We start from the raw sequence: 14889 nt of genomic DNA, 5'->3' as shown, positions 1-14889 counted from the left end.
TGACGACAACAACGAGAGAGGCCGACGATGGCGACGATCAAGCGCTACCCCGGGTTCCGGCAGTTCCTGGGCTCCGCGAGCGACTACGTGGTGCACCTCAGCAACGGCACCGTGCGGCACGAGGGTGTGGGCCAGGCCTTCTGGTTCCGCCCCGACACGTCCGTGCTCAGCGAGGTGCCCGCGACCGACCAGGAGCTCCCCGTCCTGTTCCACGCCGTGACGCGCGACCAGCAGGACGTCAGCGTGCAGTCGAACGTGACCTACCGGTTCGGCGACCCGGTGCTCGCGTCCCAGCGTCTCGACTTCGGGATCTTCCCCGTCGTCGGCAAGGGGCAGGAGGCGAGCGGCCGCCAGCAGGTGGGGGCCATCGTGGGCCAGCTCGCGCAGAGCCTCACGGTCGACCTCATCGCCACGCTGGACCTCGCGGAGGCCCTGGAGTCCGGCGTCGGCCGCGTGCGGACGGCGCTCGGCGCGCTCGGCGAGGACGCACGCCTGGCCGCGACCGGCATCGAGATCCTGGGCGTGCGGGTGCTCGCCGTCCGGCCCGAGGGCGACGTCGAGAAGGCGCTGCGCACGCCCGTGCGCGAGCGGCTCCAGGCCGAGGCCGACCGCGCGACCTACGAGCGCCGCGCCGTCGCCGTCGAGCGGGAGCGCAAGATCGCGGAGAACGAGCTCGCGAGCCAGATCGAGCTCGCCTCCCGGCGCGAGCAGCTCGTGGCCCAGGAGGGTGCGAACAAGCGTCGCGAGGCGGAGGAGGCCGCGGCCGCCGCCCTCGTGTCCGCGAAGTCCGACGCCGAGCGCCGCGAGATCGCGGCGACCGCCCAGGCGGCCTCGCTGCGCCGGCTCGGCGAGGCCGAGGCTGCCAAGGAGGCCGCGCTCATGGCGGTCTACGCGAACGTGGGACGCGACGTGCTCATGGCGCTCGCCCTGCGCGACGCCGCGCCGCACCTGCCGAACGTGGGCTCGCTGACCGTCACGCCCGACCTGGTGAGCGGCCTCCTGGGCGCGCTGACCGCCCGGGCGGGCGAGCCGGCGTCGGACGTCGCCGCCGCGGCGAACGGCGCGCCGGCCACGGAGCGCTGACATGGCCCTCCGCACCCGCGCGGTCCTCGTGCACCGGCGAACGGAGCTGGACGAGCTGCTCGACCGGCACGCGACCCGCGGCCAGGCGGAGTTCTTCCTCCGCACGCGGGGTCGCACGCTCGCCGACGTCGAGGCCCGGCACGACGCCGCCGCGACCGCCCGCAAGGTGGTCGCGGCGAGCGTGCCGTCCGACTGGGCGCTCGCGGAGGTGGAGCGCGGAGACCTGGACCGGTTCCTCTTCGCGCCCGAGGACGTCGTCCTCGTGGTGGGACAGGACGGGCTGGTCGCGAACGTGGCCAAGTACCTGGACCGGCAGCTCGTGATCGGCGTCGACCCCGAACCGGGCACCAACCTCGGGGTGCTCGTGCGGCACGACGTGGGCGACGTCGGCGCGATCATCGGTGCGCTGGCCGCGCCCCGGGGTGGCGCGAACGAGCCGTCGTTCGCGCCGCTGCTCCACGACGAGCTCACCATGGTGCACGCGCGGCTCGACGACGGCCAGGAGCTCCACGCCGTCAACGAGCTGTTCCTGGGGCACCCGAGCCACCAGTCGGCGCGCTACCTGCTGGGGGTCGACGGCGGTACGGAGCGGCAGTCGTCGTCGGGCCTGATCGTCAGCACCGGCACCGGCGCGACGGGCTGGTGCGCGTCGATCGCGCACGACCGGGGCGGGCGCCGGCTGCCCGGTCCCACGGACCCGGCGCTGGCCTGGTTCGTCCGGGAGGCGTGGCCGTCGCCGGTCACCGGCGTCACGATGACGGAGGGGGTGCTCGGGGGCGGCGGCGAGCTCGTGGTGACCGTCCAGTCCGACCGGCTCGTCGTGTTCGGCGACGGCATGGAGGCCGACCGGCTCGAGGTCTCCTGGGGCCAGGAGGTCCGGATCGGTGTGGCGGAGCGGAGGCTGCGGCTCGTGTGAGGTGGGTCAGGCTCCGGCTCAGGCTCTGCCTGTTGGTCGTCTGAGCCTGCGGTTCCGCTTCGGGCGGGTGCCTCGTTCCTCGGCCCCCACCCTGCGCTGCGCCTGCGGCTCAGGCTCTGTCTGTGTCGACTGAGCCTGCGGTTCCGCTTCGGGCGGGTGCCTCGTTCCTCGGCCCCCACCCTGCGCTGCACCTCCGGCTCAGTCGATGTCGTAGCGGAGCATGAACTCGCCCGCGTCCAGCACCACGTGGCTCACCTCGACGGCCGAGCCGTCCTTGGTGAAGGCGGTGCGCGTGACCGCCAGCACCGGTGTGCCGGGCTCGATGCGCAGCTCCTCGATCTCCTCGATCGTCGGCATGCGGCCCACCACGTCCTCGCGGAACCGCACCGGCGCGTGCCCCGCCTCGGTCAGGCGCGCGTGGGTGCCGCCCGGCCCGACCTCCTGGTCGGCGATCGGCGTCCCCGCAGCGATCGACGCGGGCAGGTAGGACGTCGCGAACAGGACGGGCTTGCGCTCCCGCAGGTGCAGGCGCTCGCGGACGGTCACCTTGTCACCCTCGGCGAGGCCGAGAGTGGCGCGGATCTTCTCCGAGGGCTCGGCCTCGGCCGTGACGGCGAGCGTGCGGACCGTGAGGCCGGCGCCGGTCTCGTCGATCTCGGCCGTCACCGTGGACTCGCCGGGCTCACCGCCCGTGCTGTCGCGGACGATCGGCTCGAAGGCACGCACGAACACGCCGGAGCCGTGCCGGGTCACCGTCAGGCCCTCGTCCTTGAGCATCGACAGGCCGTGGCGCGCGGTCATGCGGGCCACGCCGTAGTTCGACATGAGCGCTGCTTCGCTCGGAAGACGATCGCCCGGTTTGTAGGTCCCGGAGCGGATCGCGGCACGAAGATCCTTGGCGATGCTTGCGGCAGTCACACGTCCCTCTCTAGACACGGAACCCACCTAACCCGCAGCCAGTGCGTATACGCAACTTTTCCGCGTAGCGGTTGCACCTCCCAGTTAACCCGCAACAGGCTGTCTATGCGCCTAGAGGTAGGTGCAGAGAGGTGGGAGAAATGGCAACGATTGCGGGCAACCTGGCGGATTCCGCGACGGGTGCGACGCTGCTGCTGGCGGAGATCGGGGATGCGCGGGTCAAGTGGGTCGAGGTGTTCCGCGATCATCTGGTGGTGCATCCGACGCGACGTTCGGAGGGTGCTGCGATCGCGGCGCAGCTCGGGATCACCGTGGCGACGGACTATCCGGCGACCAGGCCGGGCTTCACGATGTGGACCGGGTGCTGGAACGGCATGGACCTGTATGTCTACGGGGACCTGCGGGGCAGCATCCGCGAGGTCCGGGCGTGGCCCACATGACAGCAGGGTCGTGCAACGCGGGCCTCGGCCCGGAAGGCTGCCCGACGCCGGGCGCGCACCTCGCGGAGCTCGTGGAGGTGACCGCGCTCATCGCCCACATCTTCGACATCCACACCCTCGACGTGCGGGCCGGCGTGGACCACCTCGACCTCGAGGACGACGTCGTGGGCATGCTGACCGTGGACGTGGTCGCCGCCCGCGAGCCCGACGCCGCGCGGCTCGCCAGGATGCTCCACCTCACCGAGCGGCGAGGGCATCACGACGGGCAGGCACACGGGCGCGCGGTGTGGCGGTGCTGGAGCGGCTGGGTACCCGCCGCAGGGGAGGGCCTCCCGGTGTCGCTGCACGTGACGGCGCCCGTCCGGGGATGAGCGCGGCTCCCCCATGAACGAACGCCGCGGGCCGGACGGTGGGTCCGGCCCGCGGCGTTCTTGCTGACCGGGGTGCGGGTGCGCGAGTGTGTACGGCGTCGCGACCCCCGCGACCCGACGGAGGTGTCCCCATGTCCGAGAACTCGACAGCTGCCGGCGACGCCGTCCGGCGGGTCCGCAACAGCCGCGCCGTCCGCGGCCTGGCCCGGGGCGGCTACGTCGCGTCCGGCGTGCTGCACCTGCTGATCGGCTGGCTCGCCGTCCAGCTCGCCCTCGGGCAGACCGAGGGGCAGGCGGACCAGTCCGGCGCGTTCCGTGCGGTAGCCCGGATGCCGGGCGGGGAGGCGCTCCTCTGGCTGGTCGCCGTGGGCTTCACCGCGCTCGCGCTCTGGCAGCTCGCCACTGCCGTCGTCGGCGTGCCGAACGCGGAGAACCAGCTCGCCGCGCGCGCCAAGAGCGTGGCCAAGGCCGTGCTCTACGGGGCGCTCGCGGTCACCGGCGTCCGGTACGCGCAGGGAACCGGCGGCGGCAGCGGCAGCGAGGAGAGCCTGACGGCGCGCGTCCTCGCGATGCCCGGGGGCGCCTGGCTCGTGGGGGCCGCCGGCCTGGTGATCGTCGGCGTCGGTGTCTACCACGTGGTCAAGGGCGTCCGGAAGAAGTTCCTGGAAGACCTCGCGGGCACGGGCGGCAGCACCGTCCGGCCGGTGGTGGTGCGGCTCGGACAGGCGGGCTACGTGGCCAAGGGGATCGCGCTCGGCGTCGTCGGCGGCCTTGTGGTCGCCGCCGCGGTGACGACGGACCCCGAGCAGGCCGGCGGCCTCGATGAGGCGCTGCACACGATGCGCGACCAGCCGTACGGCACCGTGCTGCTCCTGGTGGTCGGGGTGGGCATCGCCGCGTTCGGCGGCTACTCCTTCGCCCGCGCCCGGTTCGCGCGCCTCTGATGCGCACGGGAACCGCCGGAGCGTTCGGCACGACGAGGTTCGTCGGACTCGGCGGCGCGGCGCTCGCGGCGGTGGCGCCCTGGCTCGGGTGGGTGCTGGTCGTCCGGGACCAGGTGGTCCCCGGGTGGGGGATCGGCGTCGTGCTCCTCGCCGTCGCGCTGGTGCTCCTCTGGTACCCGCGTCCTGTCCGGGTGGCTGCCGGGGACGAGGCGCAGGAGACGAGACGGCCGGTGCTGCGCCGGAGCCGCGCGGCCGCGACGGTCCTGGCCGTGGTGAGCGTCGGCCTCGCGGCCGGCAGCGACATGTTCTACGAGGCGGACTACCGCCTGCTCCCGGCCGAGGCCTCCGACGGCTGCCGCGTCGTGACGCGGGAGACGTCCTACCTGATGATCGGGAGCGGGGACGTCTACGTGGTGCGGGGTCTCGGCGTCGGGGAGCGGGTCGGCACCTGGACCGCCGACGACGGCTACCGCCCGGTGGGTGCCGGCACCTACGACCTGGCCCTGGGGCCGGACGGCGGGACCCTGACGGTGCGCGGCACCCCGTCCGATCCCGTCATGCCGGCCGCCCACGCCATCGACTGCCGCTGACGGAGATCGGGGCCCGTCGGGTCCCGCGGGCGGCGCCGGGCATCTCGCCGGGAACGACGAAGCCCCAGGTCGGAAGTTCTTGACCTGGGGCTTCGTGCTGGAGCGGGTGACGGGAATCGAACCCGCGCTATCAGCTTGGGAAGCTGAAGTTCTACCATTGAACTACACCCGCAACGTCCGGTTCTGACCCGGTTTCTGCCGTTCCGGAATCCCGCTAGGGTTCCGCAACAGCGCCCGTGAACCTGGCGCGCGACCCGATCATACCCAAACTCGCCCGGATGCCCGAACCAGATCCGTGCGAGTGTCGCCGAGCAGCCGGAGCAGCAGTGAGCGAGCACCCCAGCGAGAAGCCGACCGAGCCGATCTACCAGGAGACGAAGCCCCTGCCCCCGCGGCCGCCGCAGCCCCCGCCGCCCCCGCAGGAGACGCGCGCCCTGCAGAAGCCGACGTCCGGGTCCGCGGCCAAGGCCGCCCCCGCGAACTACCAGCAGCAGTACGACTACGACCGCCCCACCCCGCCGCCGGAGCACGTGCCGGGCCGCAAGTCGCGCATCACCGCCGGCCTGCTCGGGATCCTGCTCGGCGTCGTCGGGGCGCACCGGTTCTACCTGGGCTACAAGGGCCTGGGCTGGATCATGCTCCTCATCACGGCGGTCTCCCTGGGGCAGGCGTGGTTCGTGCCGGCCATCTGGGGCGCCATCGAGGGCATCCTCTATCTCGTGATGCGCAAGGGCTACTGGTCGGTGGACGCGAAGCACCGGCCGCTGCAGTGGTGACGGCCGCGCGCTGACGCGGCGGCGTCCCGCGGACGGCGTCCCCCCGGGTGCGGACGGTGCCGCCCCGGACCGGGGCGGCGCCTCCGCGCGCCGCCCAGTACCGTATCCGGGTGCTCCTCTCCGACCGCGATATCCGTGCCGAGCTCGAGGCCGACCGGGTCGTCCTCGACCCGTACGACGCGTCGATGCTGCAGCCGTCGAGCATCGACGTGCGCCTCGACAAGTTCTTCCGGCTGTTCGACAACCACAAGTACCCCTTCATCGACCCCGCGACGGACCAGCCCGAGCTGACCCGGCTCGTGGAGGCCGACAACGGTGAGGCGTTCGTGCTGCACCCGGGGGAGTTCGTGCTCGGCAGCACCTTCGAGGCGGTCACGCTGCCCGACGACGTCGCGGCCCGCCTGGAGGGCAAGTCCTCCCTCGGGCGGCTCGGCCTGCTGACGCACTCGACGGCCGGCTTCATCGACCCCGGTTTCAGCGGGCACGTCACGCTGGAGCTGAGCAACGTCGCGACGCTGCCGATCAAGCTGTGGCCGGGCATGAAGATCGGCCAGCTCTGCTTCTTCCGGCTCTCGTCGGCCTCCGAGCACCCGTACGGGTCGGACCTGTACGGGTCCCGCTACCAGGGCCAGCGCGGCCCGACGGCGTCCCGCTCCTCGAAGAACTTCCACCGCACGACGGTGTGAACGGGGCCCGCCCACGGGCCGTCCCGGCGCCCCGACGGGCGTTCGCCGGGAGGTAGGCTCCGGGTGCCCGGCGCGGACCGGGCACCCGGACCGAGAAGGGACCCCGATGGCCGCTCCCCAGCTTCCTCTCCTGCCGCGCACGGTTGCGCAGGCGCACCAGGCCCGGCACGTGCTGACCGTGCCCGGTGACGTGGAGCTGGACGAGATCGAGGTCCTCGCGCTCTCCCGGTTCTCCGCCACCCGCTGGGACGTCGTCCCGGCCGGGATCCTCCCGGGCAACGTGGCCGGCGCCCCGCAGGGCCGCCGCGCGCAGGGCCGGGAGCCGGGCGTGCTGCGGGTCTCGCGGCACGCGGTGATGAACGGGCCGTACCAGCCCGTGGGCGACGGCTTCGACCTCGGGGTGCCGCCGGGCGCCGAGATGGCCTTCGACATCGTCTGCCACCGGGAGCGCGGCGAGCCGCCGTTCCCCGCGGGCGACCGCGACGGCGTCGGGCGTGCGTTCGCCGCCGGCATGCCCGAGCGCGAGGAGCGCCGGTTGGTCGAGTGGCTCGTCGCCGTCGCGCGGCGCCTCGGCGGGTCCCTCCGCCTGGACGTGGGCGGCCTCTGGGACACCGCGCCCGACGGTCCGACGACGCGTCCGGGCTCCGGCGTCGTGCTGACCCCCGACGCCGGGGCCGCGATCGACATGACCGTCTACTCCGACGTCTGGCTCGACCCGCAGGCCGCGCACGCCATCCTGCAGAAGGTGCACCCGCGCGCCCGGCTGCACATGGACGGCAAGGAGTGGGGCGGGCCGCCGGACGGCATCGCGGACAAGCCGCTCTACCGGGGCGAGAAGATGGACCCCGAGCTGCGCAAGAAGATCCACGCGGCCGCCGACGAGTACGACATCAAGGCGCTCACCGGCCCCCGCGTGCTGGACGGGTACGGCCTGGTGGTGGAGCTCGGCGTCGACGGCATCGTCTCGGTCGAGATCAGCGGCGAGGAGAAGCTGCCGCGGCTCCTGCGCGGCCTGCCGTGGGCCGAGCAGGGAGCCGTCTGCTACTGGGTGCACTGGGAGCCGCAGGACCTCGTGGAGTCGCAGCGGGAGTTCCCCAACATGGAGCTGCGGATCGCGCGCAAGCGCGCCGCGGAGCTGGTGGCCCGGCTCGCGGGGGCGATCCACGAGGCGGCCGGCGGCGAGGTCGCCGACGAGGACGGCTTCCTGGTGGACCCGGCCGACCTGTAGGCGCCCCGGCCTTTACCCGCCGTGTTGCCTCCGGGGTCGCACCCCGGAGGCAACGGCGGAGGTCAGAGGTACTGACCGGGGGTCCGGCGCTCGCCCGACTCGTCGTCGGGGGCACCGGGCAGGGTGGGCCCACCCGGGCCGAAGGCGCCGGTGCCGGGCGGCAGCGCGCGTCGCATCTGCGAGAGCTGCGCCTGCGCCGCCATCTGCTGCGCGACGAGCGCCGTCTGGATGCCGTGGAACAGGCCCTCCAGCCAGCCCACGAGTTGCGCCTGCGCGACGCGCAGCTCCGCGTCGGACGGCGCGGAGTCGTCCGAGAACGGCAGCGTGATGCGGTGCAGCTCGTCGACCAGGTCGGGGGAGAGCCCGTCCTCGAGCTCGTGGATCGAGCGCTCGTGGATCTCGGCCAGGCGGGTCCGGGCGGCCTCGTCGAGCGGGGCGTCCCGCACCTCGTCGAGCAGCCGCTTGATCATGCCGCCGATGCGCATGACCTTGGCCGGCTCCTCGACCTGGCCCACGACGGCCTCGGCCTCGCCGGCCTCGCGCTCGTCGCCGGCGCTCTCGGGCTCGCGCTCCGGCGGCACGGCCGCGCCGTCGGGCGTCACCACCTGGGGGTGCGCGACATGCGTCTGGTCGCGGCGGTCGTCGGGTCGCTCGGCGGACTGGGGGGTGGCTCGCTCGTCGTTCATGGGTCCAGTCTTGCCCGAATCGCCGGTCGCCTGCATTGCATTCCCGGGTGGGGAACGAAATTGTCGGCCATGCCTATATATAGGCACGCGTTGATCAGGGGACCAGGAGCACTTTGCCGAAGGCCTCTCCCGACTCCAGCAGATCGTGTGCCGACTGCGCTTCCGCGAACGGGATCCGGGCGTGAATCACCGGCCGAACAGTGCCTGCGGCGAACAGTGGCCAGAGGTGTTGTTCGGTATCCGCGACGATGCGCGCCTTCTCCTCCGGCGGCCGGGACCGGAGGAGCGTCCCCGAGATGGTGCCGCGCCGGGCGAGGAGGGCGCTGAGGTCGAGCTCGCCGCGTCGCCCCTGCTGCATCCCGATGACCACGAGGCGACCGCCGCGGGCCAGGACGCGGACGTTGTCGCCCAGGGCGCCCCCGCCGAGCAGGTCGAGCACGACGTCGGCCCCACGGCCGTCCGTGGCGGCGCGGACCGCCTCGACGAAGTCCTCCTGCCGGTGGTCGATGACGACGTCGGCGCCGAGCTCGGCGCACCGCGCCGCGCGCTCCGGGCCGCCCGCCGTCGTGGCGACGTGGGCGCCGAGCGCCTTGGCGACCTGGATCGCGATGCTGCCGATGCCGCCGGACCCGCCGTGGACCAGCACCCACTCGCCGGGGCGCAGCCCGCCGACGTCGACGAGGTTGTTCCAGACCGTGCACGCGGCCTCGGGCAGGGCCGCGGCGTCGACCAGGTCCATGCCGTCCGGCACCGGGAGCACCTGGGTCTCGCGGACCGCGACCTCCTCCGCGTAACCGCCGCCCTCCAGCAGCGCGACGACCCGGTCCCCGGCGCGCCAGCGCGACACGCCGTGTCCGACACGCTTCACAGTTCCGGATATCTCAAGACCCGGCCAGTCCGGGGCATTCGCCGGAGGGGGGTAGTATCCGGCCCGTTGTAGCAGGTCAGCACGGTTCACTCCGGCGGCGGCGACGGTGATCACCACGTCGCTTTGGCCAGCATTCGGGTGGTTCAGGGATGAAATGGAGAGTTTCCCTGATGGCCCCGGTCCGGATATCGTGACGGCTCGCACATCGATGAAGCCTACTTCCGTGTGGCCCGCGTTGGTCGCCAGTGGAAACCGGGTGCCGGTAACTTGTACGCAGCACCGAGGGGTGTTCGGCGGGCACCACGCACGCCACCCCCTTCCGGATCAGTGATGGAGAGAGGTACGCATGTTCCGCAGGTTGGGAGTGCGCGGGAAAGTTCTTGCGACACTGGTCACGCCTGCCGTCGTCCTGGTCATCGCCGCGGCGTACATCATCGGCCTCTCCGTGGCCGACGCGATGCGCGCGCAGCAGACCGCTGATCTCGTCGCAGCGCTCGAGTACCAGGACCAGGCAGGCACGGCGTTCGCGCAGGAGCGGGCGTACAACATCGTCGCGATGATCGACAGCAGCGCGACGGGTGACCAGGCCCGCGTCGCCCTGCTGCGCGGAACCCCGAAGATCGGGGAAGACGGCAAGCAGGTCATGGACAAGGACGGCAACCCCGTGTGGGCCGCCCCCGCCGCCCAGGCGCAGACGATCACGGCCCTCGACGCCCGTGACGACGAGCTGCTGGACATCGACATCTCGATGCTGGACCAGCGCGTCAAGGACGCCGTCACGCAGACCATCGAGGACCGCGCGGCCATCACCGACGTGCAGAACAAGGTGGCGCAGGGCCGGCTCACCGAGCAGGTCGCGACCGACGCCTACGGGACGTACATCGACGGCGCCCTCGAGGTGATGGACGCCATCGCGGACACCTCCGAGGACCGTGACCTGGGTACCCGCCTCGAGGCGTACTACTCGATCGACCAGCTCATGCTGACCAACACCTACGAGCGCCCGATCGTCGGCCTGACGCTCGGTGTCGTGGCGAACCACCCGCAGCACGAGGCCGCCGCCCAGTCCCTGGCGCTCCGCGCCGCGGACCTGGTGAACCTGGGTGACCGCGAGTGGGACAGCACGCAGGACCTCTTCGACCGCATCCCCGGCGAGTACCAGGTGCCGGGCATGGACGGCGTCTACGGCACCGTGCGCGGCTACGTCGCGCGCGGCGACCTCACGTCCATCCAGCCGGCCCAGGCCGACGCCTTCCAGGGCGAGTCCGCGAAGTGGGTCGAGGAGAGCCGCATCGTCCGTGACGCCGTCCGCGAGGACACCGCGGGCTTCGCCCAGGAGCGCGCCGACGTCGCCGCGAACCGCGCGTACCTCACCGGTGGCGTCGCGATCGCGGCGCTCGGCTTCTCGGTCATCATGGCGCTGGTCATCGCCCGTCGCCTGGTCTCGCCGCTGCGCCGCCTGACCCAGGCGGCCGGTGTGGTCCGTGACCGGCTCCCCACGCTGGTGGAGCAGGTCTCGGTGCCGGGCCAGGGCCCGAGCATCGACCTCGACCCGATCACCGTCGAGTCCTCGGACGAGATCGGCCAGCTCGCCGCGGCGTTCAACGACGTCAACAGGACGACCATCGACGTCGCCCGCGAACAGGCCGCCCTGCGCGGGTCGATCGCCGAGATGTTCGTCAACGTGGCCCGCCGTGACCAGGTGCTCCTGAACCGGCAGCTCGCGTTCCTCGACGACCTCGAGCGTTCCGAGGAAGACCCGTCGACGCTGTCGAACCTCTTCCGCCTCGACCACCTCGCGACCCGGATGCGCCGCAACGCCGAGTCCCTGCTCGTGCTCGCGGGCATCGACTCCGGTCGTCGCGTGCGCCAGCCGATGCCGGTCTCCGACGTCATCCGTACCGCGTCGTCCGAGATCGAGCTGTACGACCGGGTCCGCCTGAACCTCGTCGTCGACCCGATGATGCTGGGCCACAACGCGCTGAACGCGGCGCACCTGCTGGCCGAGCTCCTGGAGAACGCGACGATGTTCTCCGAGCCGCACACACCGGTCGAGGTCACCACGGCGCGTGACGAGCAGTTCGTCACCGTCGTGGTCCGTGACCATGGCCTCGGGATGAACCCCCAGGAGGTCGCGGAGGCGAACCGCAAGGTCGCCAGCCACGCCGCGTCCGACGCCGTCGGCGCCCAGCGCCTCGGCCTCTACGTGGTCGGCCGCCTCTCGGACCGCCTCGGCGCCCAGGTGGCGTTCGGCCCGGGCGAGGGCGGCACGGGCACCGAGGTGACGGTCCGCTTCCCGGCGGTGCTGTTCATGCCGGACAACGCGATGCCGCTGCCGATGCCGACCGACCCGCTGGAGGCCAACACGCAGGCGGCCGCCTCGCAGTTCAACGGCGGCGTGGCCACCGGTCCGGGTACCGGTGCGATGCGGAGCGCGGGTGCACCCACCAGCGGCTTCGGCTCGCCGGCCGTGACCGCGGCGTCCCCGGCCACCACGTCCGTGCCGCAGCAGGGCGGCATGCCGGTCCCGACCGGTACGTCGCAGATCGCGGCGGCCGCGTTCGCGGCCCAGCCGGCCCCGGTCGCGCAGCCGGTCGACCTCAACGCCCTCACCGACGGCACGACGGCGCTCGGCCTCGCCCGGCGGCGTAGCTCGACCGCGGCCCAGCCGGCGGCCGAGACGACGCCGACCGGCTCGATCGTCCTGCCGGAGATCCAGACCCCGTCGCTCCCGCAGGGGTACCAGGCCGACGACAACGCCTGGGCCCCGCCGTCGAACGTGTCCGAGGGCAGCTCGCTCCCGAGCCGCCAGCGCGCACCGCAGCCGGTCGAGCCGGTGGCCCCGGTCTTCGAGGACACCACGCCGGCCGCGGTCGACGTGGACCAGCGCAGCGCACTCTTCTCGAGCTTCCGCTCGCTGAACACGATCGACCCCGTCGAGGGCAGCACGCAGTCGCTGCAGCTCGACCCGGTCACGCAGGACCCGGCGGCACTGCCCGGCATGTCCGACACCGACGTGATGCGGTTCCCGGCGGCAGGCGGTGGCAGGCCTCCTGCTGCTCCTGCTCCCGCGCAGAGCTTCGGCGCGCAGCCCGAGCGGTTCGGCGGGTTCCAGGGCGACGAGCCGCAGTCCCAGGGCTTCGGTGCGGAGTCCCCGGAGGGTCCCGACTCGTCGTTCGAGGCGCTGCCCGCGTTCGAGGAGCTCATGGCGGACCTCCCGAGCCGTCGTTCGACGGCGTCGGGTGCCCAGCAGGGCAAGCCGGTCCAGAAGCGGGGCCTGTTCGGCCGCCGCCCGGGCCAGCCCGCCACCGGCGAGCTGCGGGCCTACCAGCCCCAGGAGCAGCGTCCGGCGTCGCGTCCGATCCAGACCGTCGCGAGCCCCGTGGCCGGTCCGCCGACCTTCGGCGCCCCGGTCGTGCCCGCCCCGAACGTCGAGACGCAGGGCTTCCCGACGTCGGGCTTCGCCACGCAGAACTTCCCGACCCAGAACCTCCCGGCGCAGAACTTCCAGGCTCCGAGCGGTCCGCCCCAGGGCAACCCCGCTCCGCTGACCGGGGCCTTCCCGGCGCAGGCGCCGGAGGCTCCCGTCGCGGACCCGACGTACCAGCGGGGTTACCAGGAGGGCTACCAGAAGGCGGTCCAGGAGTCGCTGACGTCGGCGCTGCCGGCTCTGTCGGCCCCGCCCGCCGGTGGCACCGTCCCCCTGCCCGCCGCACAGGCGCAGGCCCCCGCCCCCGGTACCAACCCGTTCGTGGACGCGGCGCCCCGTGCGGCTGCCGCACCGCTGGCTCCGGCCCCGGCGGCCCCGGCCCCCGAGCGCGTGCCCACCTCGTTCGCGTCGGCACCGGCCACCCAGGCCGTGCCCGTGGCGGACGTGCAGCAGGCCTTCGAGCAGCAGGCCTTCGAGCCTCCCGCCCGCGAGTTCAGCGAGCCGTACCCGACGGGCGCCGTGTACGACCCGTCGTACGGTTCGCCGGCCCCGCTCGCCAAGCGAGCCGCCGGGACCGACGGCGACGGGAAGGACCCCCTAGACCCCGAGTACGTGCGTGACTCGGTGGAGGCACGGTCGGAATGGACCGCCTCGGCAGTGCTCTACGAGGAGATGACGAGCCTTCTCCGTCGAGGGGCTTATCAGGAAGATGATGTGAAAGAGAACGACTCGTACCGTCCGGCAGCCGTCAGCACCGAGGTTGCCAGTGGTGGGCTGACCCGCCGTACCCGCGGTGCCTCCGGCACCGGTGCGGACCCAGCTGTCGAGCGGCTCTCGGCTCGCATCGACCGTGATCCCGAGCAGCTTCGCTCACGTCTCTCGGCGTTCCAGTCGGCCACCGCGCGTGGCCGGTCGGAGTCGGTGGACGAGGGCAAGTCGGAGCACGAGAACGGCAAGAACGGCGGTGGGGACTCGACGTGGGCACCCTCGACCGTGAATCATGTCCCTGACTCAGCGCCGCAGTCGCGGTGACAAGCGCGTCTGTGGATTCTGACTAGGAGGAACAGAGTGACCCTCAGCACCGAAGCAACCAATTTCGGTTGGCTGCTCGACAACTTCGTGCGTACCGTTCCCGGCAGTCGGCACACGCTCGTCGTGTCGGCAGACGGCCTGCTCATGGCGATGTCCGACCAGCTCGACCGCACCAGCGGCGACCAGCTCGCGGCGATCGTCTCCGGTATGTCAAGCCTCACGCGTGGAGCTTCTCGGCAGCTCAACGGCGGTAACGTCCGTCAGGCGATCATCGAGATGGACAACGGCTTCCTCTTCCTGATGAACGTCTCGAACGGGTCCGTGCTCGGCGTCGTCGCGGAGGCCACGTGTGACATCGGCCTCATCGGCTACGAGATGGCTCTCCTGGTGTCGCGCACCGAGGCCACCCTCACGCCGCAGCTCATCTCGGAGATGCGTGGCAGCCTCCCGGTCGATGGGCAGACCCGAGCCGCCAGCGTGGGATGAGGACTCGACCATGACGTACGCACCTTTCGGTTCCCAGGGGCAGGGGGACGTCCGTGAGACGTCCACCGTCCGCCCCTATGCGGTCACCGGAGGCCGGGTGCGGTCGGAACTGTCCGACCTGCCGCTCGAGGCCCTCGTGGAGGTTCTTCCCGGGGCAGTCAGCAGTTTCGGACTGCCTCCCGAGAAGCGCGCGATCCTCCAGCACGCCGCGCACACGTACGTGTCGATCGCCGAGCTCTCGGCCCTTCTGCGGCTGCCCCTGGGTGTCGTCCGGATCCTTGTGGCGGACATGCAGGAGGAAGGGCACGTCACCGTGCACACCTCGACACCGGTTAACGTCCACACAGGCCACGGCAGCTCGAACTCGGGCCTGTCGCTGAGCGTCTTGGAGAGTGTTCTTAATGGCATTTCCGCCCTCTGACGGCGGGGCCCGTA

Annotated in this window: 15 protein-coding genes and 1 tRNA gene; 12 read left to right on the top strand and 4 right to left on the bottom strand. The window is 72.4% G+C overall.

The window, feature by feature from the left end; translation table 11 throughout:
* Window positions 1-27: 27 nt before the first annotated feature.
* Together ACH45N_RS00125 and ACH45N_RS00120 are read left to right on the top strand one after the other, a co-directional pair.
* Complete coding sequence (locus ACH45N_RS00125) at window positions 28-1083, top strand: SPFH domain-containing protein (protein WP_397389989.1); 1056 nt, start codon at window positions 28-30, stop codon at window positions 1081-1083.
* Between the two features lies 1 nt (window position 1084).
* Entirely contained in the window at window positions 1085-1999 is a 915-nt protein-coding gene (locus ACH45N_RS00120; RefSeq protein WP_397389987.1) for a hypothetical protein, read from the top strand.
* A 198-nt stretch (window positions 2000-2197) separates the two neighbouring features.
* On the opposite strand, the gene ACH45N_RS00115 is transcribed toward ACH45N_RS00120, so the two are convergent.
* Complete coding sequence (locus ACH45N_RS00115) at window positions 2198-2917, bottom strand: GntR family transcriptional regulator (RefSeq protein WP_397389985.1); 720 nt, start codon at window positions 2915-2917, stop codon at window positions 2198-2200.
* Window positions 2918-3057: 140 nt separating this feature from the next.
* Between ACH45N_RS00115 and ACH45N_RS00110 the strand changes: the two genes are divergently transcribed.
* The 4 genes from ACH45N_RS00110 (at window position 3058) to ACH45N_RS00095 (ending at window position 5262) form a co-directional block, all read left to right on the top strand.
* Window positions 3058-3357, top strand: a complete 300-nt coding sequence (locus ACH45N_RS00110) for a hypothetical protein (protein ID WP_397389983.1) — start codon at window positions 3058-3060, stop codon at window positions 3355-3357.
* Entirely contained in the window at window positions 3354-3728 is a 375-nt protein-coding gene (locus ACH45N_RS00105) for a hypothetical protein (protein ID WP_397389981.1), read from the top strand. The genes ACH45N_RS00110 and ACH45N_RS00105 overlap by 4 nt, the downstream gene beginning before the upstream one ends.
* A gap of 131 nt (window positions 3729-3859) precedes the next feature.
* Window positions 3860-4672: a DUF1206 domain-containing protein gene (locus ACH45N_RS00100; RefSeq protein ID WP_397389979.1), complete on the top strand. Its 813-nt coding sequence runs from the start codon at window positions 3860-3862 to the stop codon at window positions 4670-4672.
* Window positions 4672-5262, top strand: coding sequence for a hypothetical protein (locus ACH45N_RS00095; RefSeq protein WP_397389977.1), 591 nt, complete (start codon window positions 4672-4674; stop codon window positions 5260-5262). Before ACH45N_RS00100 ends, ACH45N_RS00095 begins: the two co-directional genes overlap by 1 nt.
* Window positions 5263-5360: 98 nt before the next feature.
* On the opposite strand, the gene ACH45N_RS00090 is transcribed toward ACH45N_RS00095, so the two are convergent.
* Window positions 5361-5434, bottom strand: a tRNA-Gly gene (locus tag ACH45N_RS00090).
* Between the two features lie 154 nt (window positions 5435-5588).
* On the opposite strand from ACH45N_RS00090, the gene ACH45N_RS00085 reads away from it, so the two are divergent.
* The 3 genes from ACH45N_RS00085 (at window position 5589) to ACH45N_RS00075 (ending at window position 7952) form a co-directional block, all read left to right on the top strand.
* Window positions 5589-6038 (top strand): TM2 domain-containing protein, encoded by a 450-nt coding sequence (locus tag ACH45N_RS00085; RefSeq protein ID WP_397389975.1) that lies wholly within the window; start codon window positions 5589-5591, stop codon window positions 6036-6038.
* A gap of 110 nt (window positions 6039-6148) precedes the next feature.
* A complete protein-coding gene (dcd, locus tag ACH45N_RS00080) occupies window positions 6149-6724 on the top strand; it encodes a dCTP deaminase (RefSeq protein WP_397389973.1) in 576 nt (191 codons plus the stop codon).
* Between the two features lie 106 nt (window positions 6725-6830).
* Window positions 6831-7952 (top strand): hypothetical protein, encoded by a 1122-nt coding sequence (locus ACH45N_RS00075; protein WP_397389971.1) that lies wholly within the window; start codon window positions 6831-6833, stop codon window positions 7950-7952.
* 62 nt (window positions 7953-8014) lie between these two features.
* On the opposite strand, the gene ACH45N_RS00070 is transcribed toward ACH45N_RS00075, so the two are convergent.
* Both ACH45N_RS00070 and ACH45N_RS00065 read right to left on the bottom strand, forming a co-directional pair.
* The gene (locus tag ACH45N_RS00070; protein ID WP_397389969.1) at window positions 8015-8638 is read right to left on the bottom strand and encodes a bacterial proteasome activator family protein; all 624 of its coding nucleotides are present in this window, start codon (window positions 8636-8638) and stop codon (window positions 8015-8017) included.
* Window positions 8639-8732: 94 nt separating this feature from the next.
* Window positions 8733-9710, bottom strand: a complete 978-nt coding sequence (locus ACH45N_RS00065) for an NAD(P)H-quinone oxidoreductase (protein ID WP_397389967.1) — start codon at window positions 9708-9710, stop codon at window positions 8733-8735.
* 142 nt (window positions 9711-9852) lie between these two features.
* On the opposite strand from ACH45N_RS00065, the gene ACH45N_RS00060 reads away from it, so the two are divergent.
* The 3 genes from ACH45N_RS00060 to ACH45N_RS00050 are packed head-to-tail and all read left to right on the top strand — an operon-like array spanning window position 9853 to window position 14875.
* On the top strand, window positions 9853-13968 hold the full coding sequence (locus ACH45N_RS00060; protein ID WP_397389965.1) for an ATP-binding protein: 4116 nt from the start codon (window positions 9853-9855) through the stop codon (window positions 13966-13968).
* Window positions 13969-14004: 36 nt separating this feature from the next.
* Entirely contained in the window at window positions 14005-14454 is a 450-nt protein-coding gene (locus tag ACH45N_RS00055; protein WP_020017525.1) for a roadblock/LC7 domain-containing protein, read from the top strand.
* 10 nt (window positions 14455-14464) lie between these two features.
* A complete protein-coding gene (locus ACH45N_RS00050; protein ID WP_020017526.1) occupies window positions 14465-14875 on the top strand; it encodes a DUF742 domain-containing protein in 411 nt (136 codons plus the stop codon).
* The last annotated feature ends 14 nt before the right edge of the window (window positions 14876-14889 follow it).

Origin of the sequence: Promicromonospora sp. NPDC019610 (genome assembly GCF_044389365.1) — a bacterium.
Classification (GTDB): Bacteria; Actinomycetota; Actinomycetes; order Actinomycetales; family Cellulomonadaceae; genus Promicromonospora.
This window is presented reverse-complemented; position numbering and strand designations above follow the sequence as displayed.